The following is a 23569-nucleotide window of genomic DNA, read 5'->3' as shown; positions in this document are numbered from 1 at the left end:
CAATTCAATGCGTTTCAAAGATTGGAATGTGTTTCATCCTGTCTACTTCCTAGCTAGTGGCGATTACAAGCAACAAAAAAAGAGTGAATCAAGATTGATCCACTCTGTTTAGATGCAACACTTTTTGATAGAAATACAAGGGCCCAGACAGACAAAATAGATAGAAGATACCTGGTGCTGATTGCCATGTGAAGAAATAGCCGATCGCTGCTAGGACTAAGATTCCGATCCCTTTATGGTAGTGCATCATCGTAAAGAAAAAACTACTACGAAAAAGGTCAAACAAGTTTTGCCGATCTTGCATTTTTGATTGCATCACATACAGGTTAATGTTGTAGGACAACAAAAAAGTAAGAAAAATGATGGTCAAAAAAGAGAAAAACAATGAATTCGTCAAAGTAGCAGAACGCCACAAGCTGAGTCCGCATAAAAATGAGAAGAGATTGAAGACCCCTAGTGGCAGAGTCTTCAATAACGCGCTTTTGCTATTTTTCAAAAAGGGTTTTAGCAGTTTTGCTTCAGGATGTTCGTAAGCATCGACCACTGCTCGCAAAGCGGCTGGAAACGTGATGATCGGAAACGATACCACTAAAAACAAGAGATTCAATACCAGCATACGAAAAACGATTTCGCAAAGACGATAAAAACGACTCTCTAAAGCAAACATCACACTCACACACCTTTAGTTTAATTTTTCAATATTTTCAGCGATTTTCTCATTTCGGTAATCAACGATTGCTGACCATCCATTGTTTTCTCGTTCTTTTAGGTAGTCTTCCCAAATCTGACGGCCCGCTTCTTCCGAGTCTGCTTGAATAAAGTTGACCAACGCTTGCACTCTTGCTGTGTTGATGGAAGTGAGGTTTCTTGCTTCAGAACCGGTGCGAGGATCAATGTCTTCGATCTCAAAACGCGGCGCCAATTTGTCTTGCGACCATTCCACCATCTGCCGAATCGATGTTGCTGGTTTTTGTCCCATTTGAATGGCGTAATTGTCATTGCCAACAAACCAATAAGAACCTAAACCAATTTCCTTATCAAAGCGAGCAATATCAGAATTTCGTAACGCTTCTGTTTCTTCTGAGTACTCAACCACGCCATCCACAAGATTGTATGTTTCCCCTTCGATACCAAAGGTAGTGACCATCGTGCCATACTCACTTGCTAAATACGTCAAAAGTTCCATGGCTTTTTGGGGTTCTTTTGTCGACGTCGTGATGAAGGTTTGTGTCCATCCACCAATATTTCCGCCAGTAAAAGTGGAATCATCGCCATTCGAATTTTTCGGACCATCGACGGCAATATAGGTTTGCTCAGGATTACGGGCATTATTATCGGACATAAACTCATTGAGTCCCTTCGTATTCGTATGCAGGTAAGCAAAATAACGCCCTTGTCCTAGTTTTTCCTTCATCGTGTTGTCATTGTCTGAAAACTGGTCATTGTTGATGTATCCCTCATTGTACGCTTTTCTAAATGTCTCGATCCAAGTGATGTACTCCTCATCAGCGTCACGATCATTGAATTGACCGTCTACACTTGGTGCGATACTGAGAAAGTCTTGCAAAGTACCACCATAGGCGCCATCCCCACCATTGGAAATATCTAGTGCAGTCGAAGCAAATGGGACTAGAGCTGCACCATCATCTGCTGTCGGAAATGCTTCTTTTGCCCGTTTTAACGCATCTAAAAATCCTTCTGGCGTCGACATATCGGGTTCACCTAACGCTTCGTAAATATCTTTGCGGACAATGAAAACTTGGTCTCCCACTACATTGCCGTCCTCATAATCTTGTGCAGTCGTGGAAAAGCTCGGGTATCCATAAATGTTGCCATCTTCTAAAGTAAACCATTGAACAGATTCCGGTTTCGCTGCATGTTCTAAGAAGTAAGGGTCATATTTTTCTGCCAAAAGATTCAATGGCAAGGCAAATTTTGTCGCTTCATTTGCAGCAGACAGGTTTTTATCGAAGGTCATGATATCTGGAAGATCGCCACCAGCTAGCATCGTATTAAGGTTCTCGTCATTTCCTGAAATAAATTCGACATTGATATTCATGTCTTCTTTGATTTTTCGCGTCACAGTGTCTTTGCCCCACCCCGGCTGAGCATACCAATCAAAATTGACATACCATTTTAAGGTCGCTTCATGGTCGGTGTCTTTTTGCCAGCTTGGTGTATCTTTGTCTGCTTCAAAGCGAGCTTCTGGCAGATCTTCTACCTCAGCAGCTCCTTTTGACTCGCTGCTGGAATTACCACAGGCACCTAATACCATGACTGATGTACATACGAGACCGATCCCTAAAAATAATTTGCTTGCTTTCATTTTTTTCTCTCCTTTTGTCTATTCTTTTACTGATCCAAGAGTCATCCCTTGAATAAAGTACTTTTGTAAAAATGGGTAGATCACGACGACAGGAACCGTCGTTACCACCATGGTTGCTAATTGCAATGACTGTGAAGTTGTATTTCTGACAACATTGGTTCCGGTCGCCACTGCGGGCGATAGATTTTCCGAAACGATCCGAAATAGTAGCATTTGTAAAGGATATAAACTACGATCATCCACATAGATATTGGCGGTCATGTAGTCGTTCCACTGAAAGACGCCGTGGAATAATGCAATGGTTGCCAAAACTGGAAGGGACAATGGCAAAATGATTTTCACGAAAATAATAAAAGGATTGGCGCCATCCATCATGGCAGATTCTTCCAGCGAAAATGGAATGCTCCGGAAAAAATTCATCAAAATCACCATATCGTAAAAAGAAAATAAGACAGGAATGATGTAAACCCAAAAATTATTTAACAACCCTAATTCTTTGAATAAGAGAAAGGTTGGGATCATTCCTCCGGAAACGAACATCGTTAAAATCCCCATGTTCATGTAGATTTTCCGTCCCATTAAGTTTCTGCGACTCATCCCATAGGCGACCATCGCCGTTAATGCCGTATGCAAAACAACGCCAATCACTGTTTTTGCAACTGAGATAACAAAAGCTTTATAGATCGCAGAATCTTCAAAAACGGTGTAGTAACTTTCTAGTGAAAATTCCCGTGGCCAGAAATAGATCCCCCCTCTTGCGGCATCGGTTGCATCATTGAACGACAAAGCGACGATATTCCATAATGGCAACGCAATGATGGCTAAAAAGAATACCATGAAAATCACATTGGCGGTATTGAAGATCTTCTCATCTTTTGAAAATGTTTGTTTCATACTTTTCCTCCTCTAAAAGACTGATTCATCACTGATTTTTTTGGTCAAAAGATGACTTCCTACTACGAGGATCAAAGAAACAACCGACACAAACAGGCCAACGGCGGTCGCATAGGAGAAGTCTCCTTGTTGGATCCCCATTTTATAGACAAATGAATTAATGACTTCACTGGACTGATAATTGACAGGGTTTTGTAAGACGAGTGTCTGATCGAGGTTTGAACCCAATAACCCCCCCACTGACAAAACAAATGTCAAGGCGATAATATGACGGATCGAAGGAATCGTGATCCGCGTGATCTGCTGGAACTTCGTGGCGCCATCCATTCTAGCTGCTTCATAAAGAGCTGGATTGATCCCCGTCATAGCAGCGATGTATAAAATCGTATTCCAGCCAACTTCTTTCCAAATATCGGAAATGACTGCAATCGCCCAATATTTTTCGGGATCGGTCAAGAAGCGGATCGGTTCATCGATCAACCCAAAACCTAACAGTAGATTATTGACCAGACCGGTATCAGACAACCACGTAATAAACATGCCACCTAAGATGACCCAAGAAAGAAAGTGCGGCAAATAAGACACCGTTTGAACGACCTTCTTCAAGCGCACATGAACGATTTCATTGATCAATACCGCTAAACCAATCGCCGCTGGAAAGCCAATCAGTAGTTTAAAAAAGCTGATGCCCAATGTATTACTCATCACCGTCCAAAACATTGAATCACTAAAAAATTCTTGAAAATATTGAGTACCGACCCACTCCGCATTTGCGATCGAATCAAGAACTGAGTAATCTTTAAACGCGATAACGATCCCATACAATGGGATAAAATTAAAAATAATCATCAAGATAATACCTGGCCAAACCATCGCTTGATAAAAGCTTTGGCTTTTTAGTTTTCGCAAAAATGACCTTTTCTGTGGGGTTGCTTTTAGCATGACACCTTTTGATTCCATTTTTCCACCCTTTCTAAAACGCTTACTTTTTCACCCAAAGGAAATACATGCTTTCCTTTATTGGTTCATCAATTGATAGACCGCACCAATCATACCAGCATCATTTTTTAATTTTGCTCGTTGAATCGGTGCAATCGTGCGACCTTCTAAATAACCAATACTTTCATGGCGAGCTTTTAGCTGGCTCATGGTCTCTTCAAGCCTTGTCATGAAACCATCATTTTCACTGACCCCACCACCAACCAAAATCAGCTCGGGATCAAATGTACTGATCAAATTCAGTAAGCCCACTGATAAATCTTGGAAAAATTGAGCAATCACTTGGTTCGCTACTACTTCTCCTTGTTCTCCTCTCTGGAAGATCTCGACTGCATCTTGAGGCAGATCACTTCGCCCTTGTTGCTGAAGTGCCAGTTGATACTGATGGCAAAGACCACCCACGATGGCTGCTCGTTGATTCAAGGAAACTGACTCTAGATTTCCCTGTTCAGGCAATGTGTCGATCAGCATCCACCCAAATTCACCTGCCATGCCATGACTGCCTCGATAGAGCTGATTGTTGACGATGATCCCGCCACCAATACCAGTTCCCACAACAAGACAAAGATAGTTCTCACAAGCCTGTGCATGCCCAAGCCATTTTTCAGCAATCGCTGCAGCATTGGCATCATTTTCAATAAGGACTGGCAGCTTGACACGTTTCTCTAATTCCAACTTTAGGTTGATTCCATAAAGCGGTTTGATTGATCCTGCCGTGATCATCGTGCCATCTTTTTGGATGATGCCCGGTGCGCTAATACCGACACCTTCGATCATTGCGTCTTGCTGCAGCGATTCGATCAATGCTGTGATGGATTGCAAAAATTTTTCTTTTTCATGAATGGTTGGCATCTGTCCTTTCTTCACAATTTCACCCGTTCTCAAAATCACACCATATTTGATAGCCGTTCCTCCAACATCAATTCCAATAAACATTGCTTCACCCTCATTATTCATTTACTTGTTTTGTCGATTGATTAATACTCAATTCTCCTGGTAAAACGTAGGAGACACCACATGCATTTTCCTCAATCATTTCGATCAAGTGGTTTACTGCCGTGACCCCTTGCAATTGGATTGGATTTTTCACAGTCGTCAACCGAGGCATGAAATAGTCCAAGAGATCGATGCCATCAAAGCCAATTACGCTGAAATCATCCGGCACCCGCCACTTGGTCTCATGGATCGCCTTGACCGTTCCGATCGCACTAAGATCATTTCCCGCCAGAAACGCTGTGGGTAAATCTTTCTGCTCTAGCAAAAACTGTTGCACGCGGACTCTCGTTCGTTCTTCTTCAAAGAACCCCTGCAATTGATAGTCCGACCGTTTAGAAACCCCTGCCTCGTTTAATGCTTCTAAATACCCTCTTAAACGCTCATCACTATCATAAACACCAGTAATACCACTGATAAAGGCAATTTTTTTGTGGCCAAGTGACAAAAGATACTCGGTGGCTGCTTTCCCTTTTTCGAAAGAATCAAAGACTACACTGCCGAAGTTCTTCTCTTGAATGTTTCGATCGATAAAGACGGCTTTGATTTGTTCTCGTTCCATCGCAGCCAAATCCTGCTTCGTTAAAAAATCTTCAAATCCAATAATGCCATCAACAACACCACCTAAAATACTATTGAGGACAACGCGCTTATCTGCAGATAAAAACACGTTGACTGCATACCCATGTTTTTCTGCCTCTCTGGCAATGGCTTCAACTAGTACGCTAAAGTAGGGGCCCTTAATGCTGGTGGTGTAAAAACCAAGCATCTTGGTTTTCGTGTTTTTTAATTGTTTGCCCATCAAATTTGGGACATAATGCAACCGCTGCGCGGCAGCCATCACACGTTCTTTCGTTGCGGGCCGAACAACATCGACACCGTTTAATGCTTTAGACACGGTCGCAATCGACACGTTTGCCTCCTTTGCCACTTCCCGAATCGTGATTCGATTTGTCAAATGATTCTCCCCTCCTGAAGGATTCTTCCCAAAAATAAAAACGTTTTTATTTTGCTGAAAAAATCAACGACCACTCTAAGGTTGGCCATCCGATAAACCAACTATATATAAAAACGTTTTCACCCACAATGGTTCTAGGACTAGTTGGCGCATGTACCAGCACCTTGAAACCTGTGCCACTTTGGTACAAGTTGTACCCGAAAAAAAAAGCCTCGAAAGGCTTTTAAATCGTGAGCGTACCAATCAACTTCGCTGAGGCAGCAGCAAAGCCAAGGTATAAGGAAATCGTACCAGGATCACTTTCTGTCGAGAAATCGGAATGAACATAAGCAAAATCCTCTGGTGTAACATAGAATGAATGCTGCCTTTCTTCGGCTGCAGCAAGATGGATTTTTTGCCATTGTTTCAATTCCCTCATCGGTCGTGCTACTTCCGTAACATCGTCTCTGCTATAGAGTTGCAATATCGTTGTATGCGGCACATCGCCCTCATTTTTCAGTGTGCAACTGATCTCAAATGGCGCACCATTTTCCTGAGGAATAATGATTTGGGTGTGGGTAATCGTGCATTTACTATAGCCTATGCCCGAGCCAAAAGAAAACAACGGCTCATTTTTTTCATCCATATAGCGCGAAATATATTTTTGATCACTATTCTCTTCTGTCAGTGGCCGACCTGTAGAGAGTTGAGCATAAGTCAACGGCAACTGTCCTTCTGCCCTTGGAAAACTCATAGCTAAACGTCCTTGCGGTTCAGATTCGCCCATCAACAAATCTGCCAATGCATTACCGCCTTCTGATCCAGGGAACCAGGCAATCATGATTGCTTGACAAAGAGGCTCGATGGCGGTCAAAACCAGTGGTCTGCCACAGAAAAGAATCGTTGCGATCCTAGGATTGACCTGACTTACTGCTTCAATCAATGCTTCTTGCTTTCTTGATAAAGAAAGTTTGGTCAGACTTGCCGCTTCTCCCGCTTCCTCGCTGGTTTCCCCCAGAGCCAATAAAACGACCTCAGCTCCTTTAGCGACTTTACACGCCTCATCAAGAAAGGCGCTCGTCAACATTTCCCCATCAGGGTACGGTAAGACAGTTAAGTCAATTTCTTTTTGAGAAAGACCTTCCGCTAAGGAGACCGCAGCCTCTGGTTTGCCGATCCACGACCAAGCCCCCAAAAGATCCTTTGAATCTGCTTTGGGACCGATCAGCGCGACCTTTTGTTTTTTCTGCAAAGGCAACAGTGCCTGGTTTTTCAGAAGAACCGTTGTTTGCTTTGCTGCTTCTCGTGAAAGAAGACGGGTTTCCTTTAGGAGTCTAGGCGTTAAGTTTTCCGGTGCTAACCCTCTATAAGGGTCTTCAAAAAGGCCTAGCTTGTTCTTTAAATGTAGCACATGAAAAACCGCCTTATTCAACTGCTCTTTCATAGCAGGATCTGCCTGAATGATTTGCTCTAGTGCGTTCAAATAGCAATCACTCATCATATCCATTTCGACACCTGCAGTAAAAGCTTTCTGTGCGGCTTCCTTTCGATCAGCAGCTACACGATGCGCCATCAATTCCGCCACCGCTGCCCAATCTGAGATGATCAAGCCATCAAACCCAAGCTTTTCTCGCAATACTTCCTGCAACAATGGTTGATTGGCTGTGGCCGGCACACCATGGATCGTATTAAAAGAAGTCATGACCAATTCTGCACCAGCTTCATTCGCCGCCTGAAACGCGGGCAGATAATTTTGGTAGAGCTCCAGATCAGACAAATCGACAGTATGGTAATCCCGGCCGCCTTCTGCAGCGCCATAGCCGATAAAGTGTTTGACACAAGCAGCAATTCGCTGTTTATTTTCTGCAAGGGAAGCAGTTCCTTGATACCCTCGTACATAAGCAGCCGTCAACACCGCAGATAAGGTCGGATCTTCCCCATTACTTTCCAAGACCCTTCCCCAGCGCGCGTCTTTAACATGATCCGCCATCGGTGAAAACGTGACATGGACACCAGCTTCTGCCGCTTCTTTTGCTGAAGCTTTAGCAACCTCTTCCACTAACTGCGCATCAAAGGAAGATGCTAAGGCCAGTGGAATTGGGAAAATCGTTTCATACCCATGGATAACATCTGCCATAAAAACAAGAGGAATCTTTAAGCGACTTTTCTCAAGATAAGACGTTTGGATGGCATACACTTGTTCAGCGGTATGAGTGCCCAACACAGAACCAATCGAAAATAATTGGTCTTCACTCATGTGCCATTGTTGCATCGGACCGGTGATTTCTCCTCCTTGCGCAAAAAAATCTGGCGTCAATTGGACCAACTGGCCCACTTTTTCAGCTACAGTCATTTGGTCAATCAGTTCTTTTAGTTTTACGGTTTCCACTATTATTCTCTCCAATCATTAGGCTCTCTTCTTTTGCTTATCGAACTTGCGGCATTTGCTCCTTCTTAGCAGAAGCAACATGTTGCCGATTCCTTTCATTCAGTATAATTAAAAACGTTTTCAAAAAAAGACGATCTTCATACTTTGGTGCAACTCATGGCAAAAAGGAAAAATCTTCATCATGGTACAAGGTGTACCATGAATAATGGATAACACCAAATCCCCTGATACATCCGACATTATGTCTTCTCCGATGCTAACAAAAAGAAGCTGCAATTCGCTGCAGCTTCTTTTTGTTTATTGTTAAGGAACAAATGAAAGTTCCCAAAGAATGGTTGCTGAATATCTCGTGGCCTGAGGAGTCGCACTAATTGGCACCTCAAGTTTGACACTTTGATCCATTGTTTCTCGATCGCCAAAGCGCTGGACCCAAGTGCCTCTGCCTTGGTTGGCACCTGCTTGTGCGATTATCTCCGCATTTCCAACAGTCAGTGCTGCTTGCTGTTTATGAGTAGGTGGCTCAGACACGTTTTCTCGAGTCGTTACTACATCGATATTGTCTAATAAAATTCTAGCACCAGTCAGTTGATGCCCTTCATCACTTTCAAAAGGCTCTCGTAAGGTTGCACGGAGGGTCCATCCAGAATTTTCCCGCCTCCGATCTGAAACCTGCACATAATTAGGCCGTAGATTATCATTTGGATCAGCCGGCTGAAGCAGTTTCTGCGGCAGGGCATCGTAGGTCGTCGTTTCTGACCGAATGCCAACTGTCCCAAACTGGAATTGGGAAACAAAATCCAAGCTGACAAACCCTTGTTCTTCATCAATCTCAGGCGGATTCTCAGGATTTACTTGCGTATCCGGATCAAGAGGGTCTACTGGTTGCGGAGTACTTTCCAAACCATAAACCAGCCAGTATTCTTGTTCAGCTCGGGTGACTCTTGTTTCCAGCGGCTGACCGTCCCGCTCGTAAAGATATTGATAATAAGGAATTGTCAAAGGCAAGATATCAACCGATTCATTTACGAATTCTCCTTGATAGGTTGGTTCCCTCAATGCTACCCCTTCTTCATCTATGTGATTGATCTTGATGTTCGATGGCACGCGATCAAATAAAAAAGTAACATTCTGATGGAAAGGCTGCGGCATAATAGCAAATGTACCTGGGTCAAAGTGTTCTGTGACATACTCAACCCCGTAATAGTCATACCCTAACTGATAGGGTTCATCGCTCTCTCGGTTCTTGGGGTCAAGGGTATGAAGGAAACGTAATGGTAGTTCTAATGTTTCAGTTGGTAGAATATCCTCCCCTGTCTCTCGATCTCGATAATCCACATGGACGGTTCCGGTACCAATGTAATAATTCATCTCTTCAAAATAAAAGGTATGGCGATCACTTCTCGCACCAGTACTACCAGATATAATAAATGCCATTGCAGAAATATCTGATGGCTGCCAATCACTGATGTCACGTTCCCATATCATATCTCTATAAGTAACTTTAAACCAGCGACCTTCATTATTTGGCTGATATTCAATCAGGATCGGGTCATCTGCTCCATTTCTAGCACCCGTAGTTGCTGCTGGAGCATCACCTTCCATATATGTTTCCAGTAATAATGGTGTACTATGATAAATAAAGCCAGCAAAGGGCGCTCCATTGACAGCTATAGGATCCCTCTCAACGATAAAACCATCCTCGCCAAAAGAACCACGGCTATCATTATAGTTATTGTCTAGCTTAAAAGCGAACGCATCCCTCAAACCTCCGATTCCAAACGCATTGCCATCATAACCTATTCTATTGGTCTCAGAATTGTGAAAGCCAAATACCATCCCATCAGCACCAAGAGGTTTAGACCCAATATTGGCTTTACCTTTAAGCGTAAATGGCTGATCCAGACTAATTCTGTCTTTTAACGTAACATAACCGACTGACCTAGATATATCTTCTGTTAGTACTAATAGCCCAGTTTCATCATTGTAAGTAGCAGTGCCTTGGACATCAAAGTGTTCTCTAAAATTGTTTTTGTTAATTGTCACTTCGACCATCTGTCCACTTCTATCATCAGCTTCTGGCCCTCTCGCTTCCGCATCCGCAGCTTGATCTGCTTCCGCAGAGTCATTCTCTTCTTCCGTCGAATCAGTGTCTTCGGCCTCCGTATGATCTAAGATCAGCAGGCGCTGCGTAGCAGTCTCGGCAACGATGATCTCATATTCTCCGATCGTATCCACAAGAATCGGTAAGACAAAAGTCGTTTGTGGGGTCTCGCTGTTCAGCTGCCACACACCTTCGTGGTCTGTTGCTACCACCGTCATTTCATCGTTCAAAGCTTCCTGATCAATGATTATTTCCTGAGGCAACGCGATGTCCACCGTTTCGAGGGCAACTTCTGAGTAGAAAATAAAATCTATTACGTGCTCGACCTCGCCTTGGATCAGTTCCTCCGCAAAGGAGATTTCTCCACTCACTTCATCGTCGGCCCTCTCCTCGTGTTCTTCCTCTGGTGTCCACGAAAAAATCGTCTCGGCATTCATGATTGTTAATGTTGTAATCAGTGGGAGTAAGGCAAGTAGAACCAGCAACCACTTATTTTTTTTGCGAAAAAATGAGTTCATCGCATTCACTCCTAAATGTCATTTCTCTTATTTTCCCCATGGGATCTAGCCCCACTTAGGGAATGTTGATTTCCCTTTTTTGATAAGTTGTTTTACTACGTATATGTTAAGTGCGGTGATCAGCAAGAGACTTCCAAGAATCACCCAATCCAACCGTTGAATGAAGTTTGTCTGGGGCAGCTGCCCGCCGGGTTTACCCGTGTCTTGCGGTGGACGCGGAACAGGACCGGTTGGTGGAGATGGTTCTGGTTGATCCAAAGGCTCATAAATCCCGGTAAACCCCACTGTCCCCTCCGTTTCCGTTGAACGTCTCTCCTCGCCAAAACTCGTTCTTGTAAACCCGAAAGCGAACAATAAGACCAAACATACTTTCAAAGCCCTTCCTCTAATAGATGCACCGTTGATATCCATTCTCCCTCCTCCTTGTGAGTTGTTCATTTCGAAAACGATCGTTTTTGAGACGTGTTATTTTATTAAAGCCAATCTCTTTACAAAAGCCTAAATAGTACTGTTTATATGGAATTCATTCTATCTTGATCGTAGTCGTACTTGATATCTCAAAAACCATGGTTTTCAAACATGTCATACTAATTATATCGATGTTCTACTTAGAATAAAATTCACGATATTCCTCGATCGATGAATATCCTGCATGAAGTTAAAAAAAACATACGTTTCATTCATATGTTATTGTTGCAACTATTTTAGAAACTTGCCATCTCCCTTTTATACAACAAAAAGCTCAATGATCTTAAATTACGTTATTCCTTTAATCCTCGACACCTTGAATCGACGCTTCATGTCAGGCGTCCCTCTCATTTTCTATCAACAAGACTGAACCGTAATTAGCTTGCTAAAATGTAAAAAACAAACAGGTCCAAAAGTCATCAAAAGAAAAGTCTCTTGATCCATTAAACCTGTTTGTTTTTTTCATTTATTAAAGGAAAAATGTAGCTTATTCCCCTGCGGATAAAGAAAACTGACGAACCGTCTCCGACAACGCTTCGACTAAGAAAAGGCAAGGAATTTGCGTCGTCAAATCTTCATACTTGTTGATGCGTTTCACATCAACTGAATAGTCTAAGACATAATCGGACATTCGCCCCAGTGTGCTGTTGGCGTCACTGGTGATTGCTACAGTGGTGAAGTCAGGATTATTACGAAAGCCATTGACCACTTCAATGATCTCGGTGGTCGTTCCGGTGATTGAAAGGACCACGATCATATTGTCTGACGTATGCTTCAGCTTCGCAAAGATTGGATAGGTATTATCCACCAAAGCATAACTGTTAAATCCGATCGTGGCAAAACGGCGGGCAGCATATTCACACATTGAACCTGACGCACCGATGCCATAAAAAATAATATTCTCACATTCCAGCATTCGTTCAGCGATTCGCCGGATTTTTCCTTCGATGTCTCGCGGGAAGCGTTCCGGATCCAAAACGGTCATACTACTAAAAAAACTGACAGCATCTAACTCAGGTGCTTTGAACTGGGTACGAAATTCTGTAAAGCTCTCATACCCTAATTTACGGATAAAGCGCATAACAGAAGAAGCTGAGGTGTGGGATTCAAGCGCGATCTCACGGACCCGCATATAGGGAATCTTATCACTTTGGCTCGACATATAATGATAAATCGCACGATCGGTCTCTGATAACTCATTGAAATCGATTTTTCCAAAAAAAGACATAGTAAACGCTCCTATTTTCTCATTCTCCTATCAATGTACCACAAGCTAGCAAAAACATCACAACTGTTTGATAAGAAATAATTCCATCGGCTGTTCAAATCCAGGACTTGTCAAAAGTAACCCACCGGCATCTTGGTAACCAAGGTTGCGATAGAAATGCTGTGCCTGCTCGTCGACTTGCGTGGAAGTCAAACAAAGAGCATGGCCGGCTGCTTTTTGCTGTTGTTCCCAATAAGTAACCAACCGTTTCCCAAGTCCCTTGCCTTGATGCGCTTCTGCGATCACTAACATGGTACAAAAAGGAATCGTGTCCCAGAAAAAATTGTAGCGCAGTAACCCTACTGGCTGTTCATCTGCAACTATTACATAAGCAGTTTTTTCCATTATCTTTTTGGCGAAGACTTCCTTTGGTAAGTGAGTATCCAAAGAAAACCAAAACGCTTGATCTGCAGCTATTGCCGGTCGAATCGTAATCACTGATTTTTCGTCCCTTCCTGCTGTTTTTTTGTCTTATCGTAGAGAAAATGGTCTATTTTAATCACTTTCCGTCTTTTCGTATTCAGAAAGCAATGCTAAAAAGGCATCGCCATACTTATCCAATTTGTTTTGGCCAACCCCTTTGATCTGTAAAAAATCGATCGGCGTTTTTGGCTGAACTTCCGCCAATTCTCGCAGTGTTTTATCAGAAAAAACGACATACGGCGGCAAATTTTGTTCTTGTGCGAGATTCAATCGTAAGGTGCGCAGTTGATCGAACAGTTCATCATCAACCACTAACTGTTTGACTTTGGTTTGTTTTCTATAAACTTTTGCTTTTCCAAGCAACACATCAATCCCCGCATTGGTCACACTTAACAAAGGGTATTGCCCTTCTGACGGCAAAAGATACCCTGATGCTGTTAAATAATCGATCAGCTGATTGACTTCCTTTTGAGACCAATCTTTCATTAATCCATAAGTTGGTAACTTTTCAAAGCCCCACTGTTTGACTTTTTGGTCGCCAGAGCCCGTTAGCACTTTCCCCACCAAGGCTTTCCCGAAGCGTTCGCCCATTCGTTTCACACATGACAACACTTTTTGTGTATCCACTGTGATATCCACTTGTTCTCTTTCATCAAGGCAATTGCTGCAACGACCGCAATCGGGGCCATCTTCTCCAAAATAACGCAAAATATAGCGCTGTAAGCACAGTTGGGTATGTCCGTATTGGCTCATCTCCCGCAATTTCAAGTATTCGTTTTGGCGATAAAGAATATCTGATTCGGATTGATCGATAAAGAATTGCTGAATCTGCATGTCTTGTGGAGCATAAAGTAAGATCGCATCACTGGGTTCGCCGTCTCGTCCGGCACGCCCGGCTTCCTGATAATAAGACTCCAAATTTCCAGGTATCTGGGCATGGATCACGAAACGGACATTGCTTTTGTTGATTCCCATCCCGAATGCATTGGTCGCTACCATCACTTGCAGGCGGTCATAAAGAAATTCTTCTTGGAAAAATGAGCGCTCTTCTTCTGAAAGTCCGCCATGGTAATACCCGACGGACACGCGTTCATGTTTCAACAGGTGATAGATCCGTTCCACTTCCTTGCGGGTACTGGCGTAAATGATACCTGATTGTCCTTGGTTCATTTTCAAATACGTTGTGATGTAGGTATCTTTTTGATCCTTGACGACTTGAAAAGCCAAATTTTCCCGAGCAAACCCGGTTTTGACTTGATTTTCTGCCGGAATTGAAAGTAAGTTTTCGATGTCTTCGGCAACTTTGGGTGTAGCTGTCGCGGTAAGGGCAACGATCGTTGGCTTCTGCTCCCAGTTTTCGATCGTTTCGGCGAGTCGCAGATAGCTCGGGCGAAAATCATGTCCCCATTGGGAAATACAGTGGGCTTCATCAACGGCCAATAAAGCGATCGGCATCTGCCGCAATGAGTAGCGGAAAGATTCTGAGTCTAAGCGTTCTGGCGAAACATAAAGCAGTTTGATTCGCCCTTGGCGTGCTTCTTGCAAGCGTTGATTGATCTGTGCTCCTGTCAAGGAAGAATTGATATACGCTGCTGGGATCCCCATATCAACGAGGCTATCTACTTGGTCTTTCATTAATGAAATCAAAGGGGAGATGACCAAGGTCACTCCATCCAGCAAGAGCGCTGGCAATTGATAACAAATGGATTTCCCTCCACCTGTGGGCATGATTCCCAAAACATTTTGTTGTGTTAAAATAGATTGAATAATCGTCTCTTGACCTTCACGAAACTGTGAATAGCCAAAATGTTCTTTTAAGACTGTTTGAATAGTTTGCATAATACCCTCTTTTCCATTTCCTTATTATACGCAATTAAGTACGCAAAGAAAACGGCATTAAGAGAACTTTCGCTTTTTATTCGCTTTTCAATGAAATCAACCAAAGGAGTCTTCTACTATGAAAAAAGTTATGATTATCGGCGGTGGGATCATCGGTTTGACCCTCGCCAATTATCTTGATAAAACCAAATTTGACGTGACTGTCATTGATTCCCTCATCGGTCAAGCAACATCTGCCAGCGCTGGCATCATTTCCCCTTGGTTATCCAAACGCCGCAATAAAAAATGGTACCAGTTAGCACAAGACGGAGCCGCTTTCTTCCCGAAATTGGTACGGGATTTTGCTTTAGATGAATCCATCTATGCCCCATGTGGCACTTTAGTAGTGCGACCAGAAAAGGCGCTTCAAGAACTGGCAGAATTAGCTGAAAATCGACGTAAGGCGGCACCAGGAATCGGCGAAATCGACTTACTGACGGGCTCACAAACCAAAGAGGTATTGCCATTACTAAAAGAAATGCCCTCTTTACGAATCACAGGCGGTGGCCGCTTAGATGGTCAGGCTTATCTTGCCCACTTAAAAGCAAACGCTCAGCAGCAGCAAGTGACTTTTATTGAAGAAAAAGCTGAGATCGTCAGAACCGACAACCATTGGCAAATCAAAACCAAGGATCACTTTCTTGAGACCGAGATTCTTTGCCTGACAGCTGGACCGAGATTACTAGACTTGTTATCACCTTTAGGGTATCAGGTTGATATCCGTCCGCAAAAAGGCCAGTTGCTCTCTTTTGCCACCAACCTGCCGACAAACAGTTGGCCGGTCGCCATGCTAGAAGGCGAAGGCGACTTGATTCCCTTCTCTAATGGTCAAATTTTATTAGGCGCTACTCATGAAAATGATGCTGGTTGGGATTTGACACCTACTGAAGCAGCCCAACAGCAATTGATGACAGGAATCGGTGCTTTTCTTGAAGACCCCGAAGCACTCTTTGCTGCCCCAATGACTATGCGAGTCGGCACACGCGCTTACACCTCTGATTTTGCGCCTTTCTTTGGGGAAGTGCCTGATGAAACGAATTTGTTCGCCGCCAGCGGGCTAGGTTCTTCCGGTTTAACGACGGGACCTTACATCGGTTATCTTCTAGCAAATCGGATCAATGAGGTACATGCGCAACCAACAGACTTCTCGTGCTACACCAAACCGATGACAGAGTATATCAAGAAGCGCCTTTGATAGGAAACCACTAAAAAACCACCAGAACCGTTACGGTCTGGTGGTTTTGCTGTTTGATTCTTGTAAAATTACGGACAATTTCCTAACTACTAGTTAAACATATTCTCCTGTTTCCCAATAATCGAGTAAAACTTCATTGATGATCTCACGATCCAGTGGTTCACGGATATCATCATCAAAGGCATCTTCGATCGGGACATCGCCCACAGCTTTGATACAAACCGGGACGACCGGATTCGGATGATCCTCTGCTGTCAACACTTTTTCAATCTTGATCTTATGTGTCCAATCTGCCCCCATATCATAAATATAGGTCATGGACTTACAATACTGAAAATCTTGGTCAATAGCGGACGCATCCGTTGGAACGGAATTGCCTAAGCCGATCGATTTCGAGCCGGCAATAAACAAATACAAATGTTGATTCATCCACTCAAAGGCAATCTGGATCAAAATATGTAGCTGTTCATAGGTCAGCCCTGCAGGAATAATCAAACGACGCCAAATTGGCGGACGGTATCCTTCTAAATCAATACGGACCTGATAGGCGACCGGCGTATCTGCTGCGTCATCAAAGGCCGTATGTTTTGTTGGAAATGGGACGATTTTTGGCGAGATTGCAGCAATCCGTGGGTCATCAACGGGCAATAGATCATGTTCTTCGGGATCGGTGTCTTTAATCATTGCTAACATCGCTTCTTTCTTTTCAGCTGACCAAAACTGTGGTTTGGACATCCGAGCGAAAAAGATAGGTTGTTTTTCAGCCAATACAAAGGCAATTTCTAGGTATTGCGATTTGGTAATATGCTTTTCTTTATACATGCAGTAATAAAAGTCTTCAATGGCTGTTTTGGCAAACGGAAGAAAATTTAGACTGTACGGTACTTCTTGAGGCAGCATTTCAGTATATACCCATTCAACAAAGACTTTGTCTTTTAGTTTGGTCATGCCGCCATCTGTTTCCGCGCAAAAGATCAAGTAAAAAACAGGATCTAAGTAATGCTCAAGATCGTCGTCACTAACCACACTGGGTCCGCCATACAAATCAACGTGATCCATCATCCGGTCAATCACTTTCGCTAATTTCTTCAATGTTTTTTCCAAAAAAATCTCGCTCCTTCCTATCAAGTTTACTTTGACGAAAAGAGCGAGGATTGTCAATCTTTTTTTTAATGGGAGAGCATTTCCTGTGCAATTTCTAATCCGCTCATCCCCGTTGGGTAATAGGTCGGCCAATGCTCCATTTCCTCTAGTAACGCTTCATGACTCTCGTTGCCAAAGTAGATATGGAAATGATGTGAAGCACCTGGTGCGATCATATGGTCGCTAAATTGGATATATTTGAACGCCGCATCTTCATCGGTGCTTTCAAATAAGAAGCGTACGCCACGATTACCAGCTGAGTAGTTCAAAACCTCTTTGCCAGTATACACATACTTGGCTTCTTTCTCTGTACCATCATCAAAAATAAATGTCATTGTATTGTCTGTGATCTTGATCTGAGCAACATCCGTTTGATACCCTGTCGTATAATACTCTTTGTATTCGTCAGCTGTCATTTTCTTGTCCATTTTTGCTTTATAATCAAACACTTGATCCAATGTTCCGTCTTGTAAAAATGGGTAAACGGATTGCCAGTCTCCTGCCCAGTCAGATAAAGGACGGTCTTGTACATCGGCATCCTCAAAGTAGCCGTTATAAACTGTTTTTTCTTTTTCGGCTTCAGCCATTTCTTTGTCATTTGCTACATCGGTGGTTTTTCTCAAGGCATCGCGGTTTTGCTCCATAATTGAAATGTAGTCTTCCCCGTTATCCATCTGCTCTTGGGTCAAGCCTTCTAATGGGTTCAAAACAGCTAATTCGACTCCTGCTTCTGACGCTAACGTCCGGGCAATGCTGTCTTTGGCATTTTCTTCAAAATAGATCGTCTGAATGCCTGTTTCTTGAACGAACTCTTTTAGTTCTGCGATCCGTGAAGCGGAAGGCTCTTCACTTGGTGAAAGACCGGAGATCGGAACTTGGGTCAATCCGTATTCTAAAGCTAAATAACCAAAAGCGGCGTGCTGCGTTACAAAATGATTTTGCGCCGGATTGCTAAATGCTTCTTCATACGATTCATGAAGATCTTGTAATTGTGCTAAATAATTTGCCGCATTTTCAGCAAAGGCTGTCGCTTTCGCTGGATAAGCCTCACTCAGCTGGTCACGGATCGCCTCTACTTGTTTCATGGCTAAGCTTGGGGCTAACCAGACATGGGGATCTAATTCATGAGAATGACCATCATCGCCGTGGTCATGATCGTGATCGTGGTCGTGGTCATCGTCACCGGGTAACAGGACCATTCCTTCTGTGGCTTTAACCACTGTCACATCCCCGTCATTTAACGTGGCTTCAATCGAAGGAACCCACATTTCCATGTTCTCGTTGTTGTAAACGAAAACATCCGCATCTTGGATCTTTGCCATATCCTTTGCAGAAGGTTCATAATCGTGGGAATCAGTGCCTGCGGGCATCAATAATTCAACCTCCCCTTCATCCCCTACAACTTGACGAGCAAAATCATACATCGGATAAAACGTAGCCATGACCTGGATTTGTTCATTATCAGAAGCAGCGTTGCCTGATTGTTCAGTTGCATCAGAGCCTCCTTGTCCACAGGCCGCCAAAGCTAGGGCTACTGTTGATAACATCGTTATTTTAAAAAACTTCTTCATTTTCAAAATACACTCCTTTTTATTTTTCCATATTTCCTTTTCCTCGGCAAAACACTGATAAATCAATTACGATTTACAAAAACAAAACGTAACGTTTACGTTTTACCATCGGTTTTCTACTTTACACAACTATTTACTCCTTGTCAACAGCTTTTCAAGATGTTTTTTTATATGTAAAAACTTTCATATGTACCACTGCTGATATCATTATTAACTTACTGAATGGATCGGTTGATTCGGCAACAATCGGCAAATGACGAAAATCGCTATCTATTGTCCTTTGTCGCCTCCTGTGCTACACTCGAGGGGTAATTGAATACAAGATTATCCACTAGGGGCGCTTTATGCTGAGATAGACGTATGTCTGGTCCCTTAGAACCTGATTTGGTTAGTACCAACGTAGGGAAGTGGCAGCGCATGATTTTTCGCGTTCCCATTTTTTCTGTCTACGTGTGGATAGAAAAAGGAGGAACGCTTTTTTTGTAGACAGAAAAACCATCGAGAGGAGAAGAGAAAAATGACAAATGAACCAATCGCCTGTGCGGCAGATGGGATCGATATCACGGGGTGCCGAGTTAGCTTGTACCCAATGAAAGACCATTTCGCGCAACAAATTTTAACAAGTATCGAAAAAACGAATACGAGCGCTGTTTGGCAGCAGACCGATCTGTTCAGTACCCTTTTTCGAGGGGAAGCGCCTAGTGTCATAGACGCAGCAGAGGCGCTATTTATCAACGCCTACGAATCAAAGACACACCTCGTGGGTGAGTTTACTTTTTCCAAAGGCTGTCCCGGAGACACTGCGGGTGACACATTCTTGAATGGCGAACAGGCGCAACCCAATAAAGGAAAGAACCTTGCGAATGGTGACTTTTTGGTTGATTGCAAATATTCGTTTTACGTATTTGGCGAAAATCATTATATGGAAGAAATCGCCACGATCGTCCAACTGGCAGAGACTCATGGCTTGAGCCCTCGTTCCGCTCACTATGTGACGATGCTGACCGGATCAGCAAGCCAACTCTTTGCTTATTTTGAAGCCGCATTAGCTTATGCCCATGACCATCTCCCCCACTATGTTCTGGAAGCGACTGTTTCGGTCAATAGCCCTTCAAAAAAGGAGGCGATGCCACATGACTAAGTGGGCTTTGAAAGATGTCATCATGGTAGGAATTGCTTCGTTGATTTTTGGCGTGATCTATCTTGGGGCTGTCCATTTCGGATTGTTGTTAGGTACGCTTCTAACGCCCTTTGGATTATCTGTCTTAGCCAATGAGTTTATCTTTGGTGTTTGGTTCATGGCGGCAGCTTTTGCCGGATATGTGCTACGTAAGCCGGGAGCAGCTACGATCACTGAAATGATTGCGGCTCTTTTAGAAGTGTTTATGGGAAATTTTTATGGACCTATCATTTTTATTAGCGGTTTTGTACAGGGGATCGGAACAGAAGCCGGCTTTGCATTAGGCCGCTACCGACGCTACGGGTGGTTCCCTTTAGTTACTGGAGCCGTGGGCGCCACGATCACGAGTTTTCTTTGGGGAATCATTCGGTCAAATTTCATTAACCTACAATGGCAGTTGCTGTTGGCGATCTTTCTTATTCGCTTGCTTTCTTCGTTATTCTTTTCAGCCTTTTTAGTGAAGATCGTCTGTGACCACTTGACACGGATGGGGGTCCTCAACAGTTACCCCATTGCTGAAGATCAAACGGTCATCGTCAAACGGAAAACCGCATGAGCCTGTCGGTAAAAAACGGCAGTTTTTTGGTGGATCAAAAGCGACTTGAATTGACTCTGTCTTTGGCCCCTGGTGAAACAAAAGGGATTTATGGTGCTTCAGGAACAGGAAAAAGCACCCTTTTCCATCTCTTAGCGGGACTAAATGAGAAGGGGTTTGATGGAGGGACGTATACGATTGACGGCCAAACGATGAACCAGCTTTCCATCCGGGAAAGAAGCACGTCCGTCAGCTTATTGTTTCAAAATCCTGATATGCAATTTTGCATGGCAACACCTCGAGAAGAGTTGCTTTTCTGTTTAGAGAATCAATGTATTCCCCAAAAAGACATGCCAAACAAAGTGGCTGAAGCTTTGGCATTTTGCGAGATTACCCACCTTGCTGATCAACCTTTCACGACCTTGTCTGGTGGTGAAAAACAGCTAGCCGCATTGGCTTGTTGTCTGATATTAAAAAGTCGTTACTTGCTTTTGGACGAACCCTTTGCCAATTTGGATTCGGACACAAGTCAAAAAGTCATACGAAAACTGCAGCAAATCCAACACAAAAATGCTCTTGGTATTTTATTGATCGATCATCAAATCAAAGAGACCGCTAACTGGGTCGATGAGTGGCTGCTGATTGAAGAGGAATTCAGAACGATCAATCAAGCAGCGCTCCGCCAACTTGATCAGCACCTACGCAAGTCGCTGCCGCTTGTGAACATTAAATCGACTTCTAACGAAAAACGGCTTTCATTTCAAAATTTCCGATTACCCATCCGAAACCATGAAATTGTTTTCCCAGATCTTGCCTTTGATAAGGGCTCACTGATTGGAATCACTGGACGTAGCGGCAGCGGCAAGTCTTCGTTTTTAAAAGCTATTTTACAGCAGCAGGCCTATAAAGGGGATATTCTTTTGGCAGGTAAACCAATCAAGAAGTATCCGTCACCTTTTCGCTCCATCAGTTGGATCATGCAAAATCCGCAAGACCAATTTTTGGCAGCTACCGTTGCGCAAGAGCTTAGCCAAGGAAGCGCCCCGACCGAGAGCGACAAACTACTCGAAAAATTGCGTCTGCAAAACAAGAGTGCCCAGTCGCCTTTTCTACTGAGTCAAGGACAGCAACGGCGCTTGGCTGTTGCCTCCTTACTGCAGCGCCCGGTCGACCTACTGCTAGTAGACGAGCCGACATATGGTCAAGATGTCACACAAGCTTGGCAGATCATGGAGCTATTAGCTGCTAAAGCAACCACTGGCACGTTAGTTTTGATCGTTAGTCACGATGTCTTATTGTTGCAACAGTTTTGCTCGCAAATCATTGATTTCAATTGCTATCAAAAGGAGGTCGCAGATGCGTACACTCAATCCCACAGTCAAGTTATTCGCCATTTTAGGACTCGCCTTAGTGGTTTCTTTTCAAAATAATTTCAGATTGAATTTATTGCTCTCTGTCCTATTCTTCGTTATTACTGTAAAAGAGCGCTCCTTGAAAAAAAGTCTTTTGCTCTTTTCTGCATTAACACTGGCAGCTGTAGGGGTCTTTTTCACTGGTCTCCTTTACTATCAAGACCATCAAGGCGCTCCCTCCTCAACGGCAGCTATTCACTATGGGCTTGACATGGCGAGCCGAATCTACTGCTTCGGTATTCTGGGCAGTTCTTTCAGTGTGACGACCACGATCAATGAATTGATTTATTCGCTGCAGCAACAGCTGCACCTGCCTGCCGTTTTTGCGTACGGTCTGCTCGCTGCGTTTCAAATTGCTCCGATCATTCCAGCAGAGTATCAAAACATCCGCAATAGCATGCGTTCCAGAGGAATCTCAGTCAATTCGTTTTCTTTCAAAATGTTGATTCCTTTACTCGTCAAATCCATTCGCTGGTCCGAACTTTTGGCGACGGCAATGCTTTCAAGAGGTTTCGACGGTGAAGGAACGCGAACTTATGCCAAGACATTTCGAATCACTTTTATGGATACGCTGTTTTTATCCTTATGTTTGATGGTGGGACTTGGCGGAACACTCATCCTATAAAGGGGAAAGAGACAAAAAGACAAAGAAACGTAAGGGTTTCTTTGTCTTTTTTCATTGATTTATTAAGAAGTGATCGTCTTTTTTACTGAGCCAGATTTGATTTGGTAAAACGTAACAAACATCGTTGTTGCTAATATATACAAGGCGAAAAGAAGATACATGTTTTTAAACAGCTGGATCGTCGTTTGGTTCAACCAGGCCCCTACTTTGGGAATATAAAATATCGGCTGGCCAATCAATTGACTTTTTTGAATTTCGTTTGGTTCCATCTGATTTTGATTGTCGCCAATGGTGTAGAGCACCGATTGATTTTCCCCAACCGCAACGATTCGCCGCGTCCGCATCTGTCTACCTTGATCAACATAATACGTTACTTCGTTGCCAACCACTAAATTATCTTCAGAAGCTTTTTTTACAAAAAGGAGTGTCCCTTCAGAATATGTCGGTTCCATTGCATCACTAGCAACAATAGCCATTGTGAAACCAAACGCATGTGGGATCACCACAATTAGTACAGACAGCAGCATGAACATCAGTACAAAAAGTGAGAGCATGATACTTTGTTTTGGAAAAAGCTTCATTTTCTATTCTCCTTCTAAATCTCAGTTTCTTTTATGATTCTATAACATAACTCTATTTTTTTCAAATATTTAAAAACGTTTCATTGAATTTTTATACGAAGATTACTCGATTATTATTTGACTTTATTTAATTA

20 protein-coding genes and 1 riboswitch are annotated in these 23569 nt (G+C 43.2%); of the genes, 5 read left to right on the top strand and 15 right to left on the bottom strand.

Annotation, left to right across the window (positions count from 1 at the left end):
- Window positions 1-88: 88 nt before the first annotated feature.
- The 12 genes from IGJ12_RS07045 to recQ all read right to left on the bottom strand — a co-directional run bounded on the left by IGJ12_RS07045 (window position 89) and on the right by recQ (window position 15154).
- Window positions 89-667 (bottom strand): hypothetical protein, encoded by a 579-nt coding sequence (locus IGJ12_RS07045; RefSeq protein WP_005236526.1) that lies wholly within the window; start codon window positions 665-667, stop codon window positions 89-91.
- 15 nt (window positions 668-682) lie between these two features.
- Entirely contained in the window at window positions 683-2326 is a 1644-nt protein-coding gene (locus IGJ12_RS07040; RefSeq protein ID WP_005236527.1) for a hypothetical protein, read from the bottom strand.
- Between the two features lie 18 nt (window positions 2327-2344).
- Window positions 2345-3220, bottom strand: coding sequence for a carbohydrate ABC transporter permease (locus IGJ12_RS07035; RefSeq protein ID WP_005236529.1), 876 nt, complete (start codon window positions 3218-3220; stop codon window positions 2345-2347).
- Window positions 3221-3232: 12 nt separating this feature from the next.
- Complete coding sequence (locus IGJ12_RS07030) at window positions 3233-4180, bottom strand: ABC transporter permease (RefSeq protein ID WP_430619511.1); 948 nt, start codon at window positions 4178-4180, stop codon at window positions 3233-3235.
- Window positions 4181-4237: 57 nt separating this feature from the next.
- Complete coding sequence (locus IGJ12_RS07025) at window positions 4238-5155, bottom strand: ROK family protein (protein WP_430619510.1); 918 nt, start codon at window positions 5153-5155, stop codon at window positions 4238-4240.
- A 13-nt stretch (window positions 5156-5168) separates the two neighbouring features.
- Window positions 5169-6170 (bottom strand): LacI family DNA-binding transcriptional regulator, encoded by a 1002-nt coding sequence (locus IGJ12_RS07020; protein WP_008381553.1) that lies wholly within the window; start codon window positions 6168-6170, stop codon window positions 5169-5171.
- A 223-nt stretch (window positions 6171-6393) separates the two neighbouring features.
- Window positions 6394-8538 carry a glycoside hydrolase family 3 N-terminal domain-containing protein gene (locus IGJ12_RS07015; RefSeq protein WP_430619509.1) on the bottom strand — a complete coding sequence of 715 codons (2145 nt, stop codon included), beginning with the start codon at window positions 8536-8538 and terminating at the stop codon, window positions 6394-6396.
- Between the two features lie 303 nt (window positions 8539-8841).
- A complete protein-coding gene (locus IGJ12_RS07010; RefSeq protein ID WP_430619508.1) occupies window positions 8842-11157 on the bottom strand; it encodes a WxL domain-containing protein in 2316 nt (771 codons plus the stop codon).
- A gap of 45 nt (window positions 11158-11202) precedes the next feature.
- Window positions 11203-11568: a hypothetical protein gene (locus IGJ12_RS07005; protein ID WP_008381556.1), complete on the bottom strand. Its 366-nt coding sequence runs from the start codon at window positions 11566-11568 to the stop codon at window positions 11203-11205.
- A 544-nt stretch (window positions 11569-12112) separates the two neighbouring features.
- Window positions 12113-12853, bottom strand: coding sequence for a MurR/RpiR family transcriptional regulator (locus tag IGJ12_RS07000; RefSeq protein ID WP_005236546.1), 741 nt, complete (start codon window positions 12851-12853; stop codon window positions 12113-12115).
- Between the two features lie 57 nt (window positions 12854-12910).
- Window positions 12911-13330 (bottom strand): GNAT family N-acetyltransferase, encoded by a 420-nt coding sequence (locus IGJ12_RS06995; RefSeq protein WP_005236549.1) that lies wholly within the window; start codon window positions 13328-13330, stop codon window positions 12911-12913.
- A gap of 57 nt (window positions 13331-13387) precedes the next feature.
- Entirely contained in the window at window positions 13388-15154 is a 1767-nt protein-coding gene (gene recQ / locus IGJ12_RS06990) for a DNA helicase RecQ (protein WP_005236551.1), read from the bottom strand.
- A gap of 118 nt (window positions 15155-15272) precedes the next feature.
- Here recQ and IGJ12_RS06985 point away from each other — a divergent pair, with 118 nt between their 5' ends.
- Window positions 15273-16388, top strand: a complete 1116-nt coding sequence (locus IGJ12_RS06985) for an NAD(P)/FAD-dependent oxidoreductase (RefSeq protein WP_430619506.1) — start codon at window positions 15273-15275, stop codon at window positions 16386-16388.
- A gap of 93 nt (window positions 16389-16481) precedes the next feature.
- Here the strand turns inward: IGJ12_RS06985 and IGJ12_RS06980 are convergent, their stop codons facing one another.
- On the bottom strand, window positions 16482-17492 hold the full coding sequence (locus tag IGJ12_RS06980; protein WP_008381564.1) for a plasmid pRiA4b ORF-3 family protein: 1011 nt from the start codon (window positions 17490-17492) through the stop codon (window positions 16482-16484).
- 65 nt (window positions 17493-17557) lie between these two features.
- Window positions 17558-19102 (bottom strand): zinc ABC transporter substrate-binding protein AdcA, encoded by a 1545-nt coding sequence (locus IGJ12_RS06975; RefSeq protein WP_008381566.1) that lies wholly within the window; start codon window positions 19100-19102, stop codon window positions 17558-17560.
- A 323-nt stretch (window positions 19103-19425) separates the two neighbouring features.
- Window positions 19426-19525: riboswitch (TPP riboswitch) on the top strand.
- Window positions 19526-19619: 94 nt separating this feature from the next.
- On the opposite strand from IGJ12_RS06975, the gene IGJ12_RS06970 reads away from it, so the two are divergent.
- From IGJ12_RS06970 to IGJ12_RS06955, 4 genes are read left to right on the top strand one after another with little or no spacing between them, the layout of a single operon-like run.
- The gene (locus IGJ12_RS06970; RefSeq protein WP_005236559.1) at window positions 19620-20243 is read left to right on the top strand and encodes a YkoF family thiamine/hydroxymethylpyrimidine-binding protein; all 624 of its coding nucleotides are present in this window, start codon (window positions 19620-19622) and stop codon (window positions 20241-20243) included.
- Window positions 20236-20838 carry an ECF transporter S component gene (locus IGJ12_RS06965; protein ID WP_005236560.1) on the top strand — a complete coding sequence of 201 codons (603 nt, stop codon included), beginning with the start codon at window positions 20236-20238 and terminating at the stop codon, window positions 20836-20838. The genes IGJ12_RS06970 and IGJ12_RS06965 overlap by 8 nt, the downstream gene beginning before the upstream one ends.
- Window positions 20835-22247, top strand: a complete 1413-nt coding sequence (locus IGJ12_RS06960) for an ABC transporter ATP-binding protein (protein ID WP_008381568.1) — start codon at window positions 20835-20837, stop codon at window positions 22245-22247. Before IGJ12_RS06965 ends, IGJ12_RS06960 begins: the two co-directional genes overlap by 4 nt.
- Window positions 22174-22854, top strand: a complete 681-nt coding sequence (locus IGJ12_RS06955) for an energy-coupling factor transporter transmembrane component T (protein ID WP_005236565.1) — start codon at window positions 22174-22176, stop codon at window positions 22852-22854. The genes IGJ12_RS06960 and IGJ12_RS06955 overlap by 74 nt, the downstream gene beginning before the upstream one ends.
- A gap of 62 nt (window positions 22855-22916) precedes the next feature.
- Here IGJ12_RS06955 and IGJ12_RS06950 read toward each other — a convergent pair whose 3' ends face one another.
- Window positions 22917-23435 (bottom strand): signal peptidase I, encoded by a 519-nt coding sequence (locus IGJ12_RS06950; RefSeq protein ID WP_016613282.1) that lies wholly within the window; start codon window positions 23433-23435, stop codon window positions 22917-22919.
- Window positions 23436-23569 lie beyond the last annotated feature (134 nt).

Origin of the sequence: Enterococcus sp. DIV0802b (assembly GCF_050543535.1) — a bacterium.
Lineage (GTDB): Bacteria > Bacillota > Bacilli > Lactobacillales > Enterococcaceae > Enterococcus_D > Enterococcus_D entomosocium.
This window is presented reverse-complemented; position numbering and strand designations above follow the sequence as displayed.

What these genes read in the sequence shown, in the direction of transcription:
- IGJ12_RS06950 (WP_016613282.1), bottom strand. Translation starts at nt 23,435, where the DNA reads ATGAAGCTTTTTCCAAAACAAAGTATCATGCTCTCACTTTTTGTACTG.
- recQ (WP_005236551.1), bottom strand. Translation starts at nt 15,154, where the DNA reads ATGCAAACTATTCAAACAGTCTTAAAAGAACATTTTGGCTATTCACAG.
- IGJ12_RS06960 (WP_008381568.1), top strand. Translation starts at nt 20,835, where the DNA reads ATGAGCCTGTCGGTAAAAAACGGCAGTTTTTTGGTGGATCAAAAGCGA.
- IGJ12_RS07010 (WP_430619508.1), bottom strand. Translation starts at nt 11,157, where the DNA reads ATGAACTCATTTTTTCGCAAAAAAAATAAGTGGTTGCTGGTTCTACTT.
- IGJ12_RS07040 (WP_005236527.1), bottom strand. Translation starts at nt 2,326, where the DNA reads ATGAAAGCAAGCAAATTATTTTTAGGGATCGGTCTCGTATGTACATCA.
- IGJ12_RS07005 (WP_008381556.1), bottom strand. Translation starts at nt 11,568, where the DNA reads ATGGATATCAACGGTGCATCTATTAGAGGAAGGGCTTTGAAAGTATGT.
- IGJ12_RS07045 (WP_005236526.1), bottom strand. Translation starts at nt 667, where the DNA reads ATGTTTGCTTTAGAGAGTCGTTTTTATCGTCTTTGCGAAATCGTTTTT.
- IGJ12_RS07000 (WP_005236546.1), bottom strand. Translation starts at nt 12,853, where the DNA reads ATGTCTTTTTTTGGAAAAATCGATTTCAATGAGTTATCAGAGACCGAT.
- IGJ12_RS07030 (WP_430619511.1), bottom strand. Translation starts at nt 4,180, where the DNA reads ATGGAATCAAAAGGTGTCATGCTAAAAGCAACCCCACAGAAAAGGTCA.
- IGJ12_RS06955 (WP_005236565.1), top strand. Translation starts at nt 22,174, where the DNA reads ATGCGTACACTCAATCCCACAGTCAAGTTATTCGCCATTTTAGGACTC.
- IGJ12_RS06965 (WP_005236560.1), top strand. Translation starts at nt 20,236, where the DNA reads ATGACTAAGTGGGCTTTGAAAGATGTCATCATGGTAGGAATTGCTTCG.
- IGJ12_RS06970 (WP_005236559.1), top strand. Translation starts at nt 19,620, where the DNA reads ATGACAAATGAACCAATCGCCTGTGCGGCAGATGGGATCGATATCACG.
- IGJ12_RS07025 (WP_430619510.1), bottom strand. Translation starts at nt 5,155, where the DNA reads ATGTTTATTGGAATTGATGTTGGAGGAACGGCTATCAAATATGGTGTG.
- IGJ12_RS07035 (WP_005236529.1), bottom strand. Translation starts at nt 3,220, where the DNA reads ATGAAACAAACATTTTCAAAAGATGAGAAGATCTTCAATACCGCCAAT.
- IGJ12_RS06985 (WP_430619506.1), top strand. Translation starts at nt 15,273, where the DNA reads ATGAAAAAAGTTATGATTATCGGCGGTGGGATCATCGGTTTGACCCTC.
- IGJ12_RS06975 (WP_008381566.1), bottom strand. Translation starts at nt 19,102, where the DNA reads ATGAAGAAGTTTTTTAAAATAACGATGTTATCAACAGTAGCCCTAGCT.